General features: G+C 41.3%; 4 protein-coding genes. 1 reads left to right on the top strand and 3 read right to left on the bottom strand.

Annotated features, from left to right (window positions below; genetic code table 11):
- Positions 1-295: 295 nt before the first annotated feature.
- The 3 genes from VOR_RS0106445 to dusA all read right to left on the bottom strand — a co-directional run bounded on the left by VOR_RS0106445 (position 296) and on the right by dusA (position 2,451).
- Positions 296-952 carry a TIGR04219 family outer membrane beta-barrel protein gene (locus VOR_RS0106445; protein ID WP_010318901.1) on the bottom strand — a complete coding sequence of 219 codons (657 nt, stop codon included), beginning with the start codon at positions 950-952 and terminating at the stop codon, positions 296-298.
- 99 nt (positions 953-1,051) lie between these two features.
- On the bottom strand, positions 1,052-1,261 hold the full coding sequence (pspG, locus tag VOR_RS0106440; protein ID WP_010318900.1) for an envelope stress response protein PspG: 210 nt from the start codon (positions 1,259-1,261) through the stop codon (positions 1,052-1,054).
- Positions 1,262-1,470: 209 nt separating this feature from the next.
- A complete protein-coding gene (dusA, locus tag VOR_RS0106430) occupies positions 1,471-2,451 on the bottom strand; it encodes a tRNA dihydrouridine(20/20a) synthase DusA (protein ID WP_010318899.1) in 981 nt (326 codons plus the stop codon).
- A gap of 251 nt (positions 2,452-2,702) precedes the next feature.
- On the opposite strand from dusA, the gene zur reads away from it, so the two are divergent.
- Positions 2,703-3,161, top strand: a complete 459-nt coding sequence (zur, locus tag VOR_RS0106425) for a zinc uptake transcriptional repressor Zur (protein ID WP_029626954.1) — start codon at positions 2,703-2,705, stop codon at positions 3,159-3,161.
- Positions 3,162-3,223: the final 62 nt, after the last annotated feature.

Genomic DNA, 3,223 nt, shown 5'->3' with positions numbered 1-3,223 from the left:
TTAATAGCACGAACCCACCACGGCAATGCCGAAACTCGACTATCCAATGCCCTTCTTGGAAAGAAGGTTCAATAATGGCTTCGATAAGCTTGTTCTCACGATACAAGTCCCTTAACTCGGTAATTGTCATCACCACACCATTTCCACATTATTGACTCGTAAATTAAGCATGGTACATTTTGCTTATTCTGCTAAGAAATTGCGCAATAATATAATTGTCAGTTATAAAAAACGCCACCTTGTAGAGGTAGCGTTTTATGGAAATGCATTTAGCGCGTAAGTATCGAATCGATACTTAAAATTGAAATTCAGCTCCCAAGAACCAACCATCAACAAAGACAAATGAGTTTTTCGTCTTTGGGTCAAGTTCCGTGAATTCAAGATCAATCACACGATAGCCGCCACGCAATGCGACATTGCCGGTACGAATAGGTATGGAATACTGCAAACCCGCTAGTACATCTGCGCTTTTAATTCCACCACTATCACCAAAATCAAACTGCCCAATCACATCAACTTGAGTATTGGGAACTTTAATTGTGGCATAGGCATACCAGTTAAAAGTCGTCTTATCGAAACTGTATTTCAAGCTATCTGGTGCTTGATATTGAGAACCGCTATATTGAGTGAATGTAACACCCGCATCGAACGACATTAACTGTCGCTCTAACAGATTGTAATACAAGGTATAGTCGTACTTATCAAAGGACGCATAATCCGCCTCAAGCGTGGTATAACGAATACTCGCATTGGGTAAATAAGGTAGCTGATGCTCAAAAGCAACGTGGATTGAAGGCACCTTCACATCATCACGACGAGTATTGTCGATTTTAGTGCTGCCCCACCACATGTCAGCGCCGACCTCTCCACGATAAAATGATTCTGCTTGAACCGATGCAGTTGACATCATCATTGCCACACTGACCAACGCTACCCAAGTTGGTTTATTCATCCCTATTGCTCCCAATTTATTCACTACTAATGCATCTTCTTAATTGAACTTGATAATAGCATATTCCTGAAATGAGTTAACATTTCGTTGACTGTCACATTAGCGAGGGGTGTACACCACATGACGGAAGAACCAGACCCCCAAAACAATCACAATGATCCAAGGTAGTAGCTTAAACATCACTCCAATCATGCCTAGTAATGCCAATACGATAAAGCCCATGACCGTCGCAATAAGCACAGTCACCAAAGTGATGCCTGTCGCCAATAAAGTTGCAATAAAAACCAATAAGAAAATAAGTTCAAACATGATGTTTTCCTCCGTTTCCCTTACCACCAGCAGATATCGAGCCAACTTGGCTTTACCACACCTTATTTCAAGTCAAGACTAAAAAATCACCGTTTTTTGGCCAATCAAGAGCTTGAAAAGCAATATTTATTTCAATAAAAAAGCCAAATAACACCGAGTCATTTAGCCTTGCTATTATTGGTAAAAATCACCACTTAAGTTGGTAATTTTTACACATTCAACTCTTTCGGAATTTTTGCCAATGCCGCTTGCACGACTTCAATTCCCGCACCGGGCTTATGCGCATTCTCACTGATATAACGTCGCCATTGACGAGCACCTGGCATATTTTGGAACATACCTAACATATGGCGGGTAATATGGCCAAGGTAAGACCCCTGAGCTAATTGACGTTCAATATAAGGAAACATCTCTTCAATAATTTGAGAACGTTTTTTAATCGGAGTATCCATGCCAAAAATGGTCTGATCCACTTCCGCCAACAAATAAGGGCTTTGATAAGCTTCCCGGCCAATCATTACACCATCAAGATGCTGTAAATGCTCACTGACTTCAGCTAAGGTTTTGACACCGCCATTCACAGCAATGACTAAATGTGGGAAATCTTTTTTCAGCTGATATGCCCGTGAGTAATCTAACGGCGGTATTTCACGGTTCTCTTTTGGGCTCAAACCACTAAGCCACGCCTTACGCGCATGAATAGTAAACTGTTCGCAGCCCCCTTTCTCTGATACCAATGAAATAAAATCAGTCAAAAATTCATAAGAATCCATGTCATCAATACCAATGCGCGTCTTCACGGTTACCGGAATATCAACGACTGATTTCATCGCTGCAACGCAATCCGCCACCAGTTGCGGCTCAGCCATTAAACAAGCACCAAAACGACCATTCTGGACACGATCGGACGGACAACCCACATTGAGGTTAACTTCATCATACCCATACTGCTGGGCGAGTTTGGCACAATGAGCGAGATCTTGTGGATTTGAACCACCCAATTGCAACGCTACTGAGTGTTCTTCCTCGTTGTAAGCCAAGAAGTCCCCTTTACCATGAATGATCGCGCCTGTCGTGACCATCTCGGTATACAGTAACGTTTGCGAGGACAGCAAGCGATGAAAGTATCGGCAGTGGCGATCTGTCCAATCAAGCATGGGTGCTACTGATAGCCTACAAGGGTGAGTCATGATTTAAATATCCCAATTCAGTCAGTTTCAATGGCTAAACTTACAGCCAAAAACAAAGTTTGGCATTGTAATCGCTTCGAGTTTATAGCGCCAACAGTTCTTCTTCTGTATCGTTTTGCATCGATATAAGGTAATTTAAGTACTATTTTCGTTGCAAACAACGATCACATCGCTAACTAACTCCAGAAAATGTTGTAGGCTACAAGGCTATTAACCTGGAAATAGTATATTATTATTAAAGTCCAATGGTTATGGTGATGAATTTGGACCACAAGCTAACGAAACAAATAGAAGAACTATGCGCAGCGAGAGGTGTACGACTAACTTCTCAACGAAAGAGAGTGTTTGAACTGATTTGTTCAAGCAAAAAATCGTCCAGTGCTTATGAATTACTTGAAGATTTAAAGCAAAGCGAGCCCCAAGCGAAACCACCGACTGTGTATCGTGCTCTGGACTTTTTGTTAGAACAAGGCTTTATTCATAGAGTGGAGTCAACAAATAGCTTTATTTCATGTTGCTCTTGTAATGCTAATAAGCATTTTTCACACCTATTAATCTGTGACGAATGCGGTAATGTTATTGAACTTCAAGATGATAGTCTGATAGCCTTGCTAGCAAGCAACGCTGAGAAACACGGTTTTAACATCGTTAATCACGTTATTGAATCCCACGGTGTTTGCCAAACGTGTTCCTCAAGTCTGAAAGTATAAAAACAGTAGAAGAAGGTTATGCGCGCTGAATTTGTAAACCCGTTTTTAGCTTCTTTAATGGT

Origin of the sequence: Vibrio ordalii ATCC 33509 (assembly GCA_000257205.1) — a bacterium.
Taxonomy (GTDB): domain Bacteria; phylum Pseudomonadota; class Gammaproteobacteria; order Enterobacterales; family Vibrionaceae; genus Vibrio; species Vibrio ordalii.
The sequence above is the reverse complement of the archived record's forward strand: the minus strand, read 5'-3'. Positions and strand labels throughout refer to the sequence as shown.

Bases quoted from the DNA above. Each gene is read 5' to 3' on its own strand.
- zur (WP_029626954.1), top strand. From the start codon at position 2,703: ATGGTGATGAATTTGGACCACAAGCTAACGAAACAAATAGAAGAACTA.
- dusA (WP_010318899.1), bottom strand. From the start codon at position 2,451: ATGACTCACCCTTGTAGGCTATCAGTAGCACCCATGCTTGATTGGACA.
- pspG (WP_010318900.1), bottom strand. From the start codon at position 1,261: ATGTTTGAACTTATTTTCTTATTGGTTTTTATTGCAACTTTATTGGCG.
- VOR_RS0106445 (WP_010318901.1), bottom strand. From the start codon at position 952: ATGAATAAACCAACTTGGGTAGCGTTGGTCAGTGTGGCAATGATGATG.